Origin of the sequence: Bacillus cereus group sp. N14, from assembly GCF_016483555.1 — a bacterium.
Lineage (GTDB): Bacteria > Bacillota > Bacilli > Bacillales > Bacillaceae_G > Bacillus_A > Bacillus_A wiedmannii.
This window is the reverse complement of sequence record NZ_JAEHBQ010000122.1, coordinates 1-243: the sequence shown is the minus strand read 5'-3', so window position 1 is coordinate 243 and position 243 is coordinate 1. Positions and strand designations below refer to the sequence as shown.

The following is a 243-nucleotide window of genomic DNA, read 5'->3' as shown; positions in this document are numbered from 1 at the left end:
AAGTTTTCCATACGTCGCGAATGTGCCTGACAAACCACCTGTTTCTCTTTGTTCAGGAGGTAATGTTTCACGTAATACGAAAGTAGCTGATATAAACATGAATACACTAATTGCTCCGAGAACGATGAAGTCACCGCGCCATGTTGTGAACTGTAGTAATTGTCCCCCAATAAGCCGTGCCAAAATAGGTTCTGCTCCGTTTACTAACATGAGCAGTGAGAAAAACTTCGTCATTTCAGAACC

1 pseudogene is annotated in these 243 nt (G+C 42.4%); it reads right to left on the bottom strand.

From position 1 onward, the window contains the following. A pseudogene (locus tag JDS82_RS29365) lies at positions 1 to 243 on the bottom strand (MFS transporter); the annotation flags it as partial.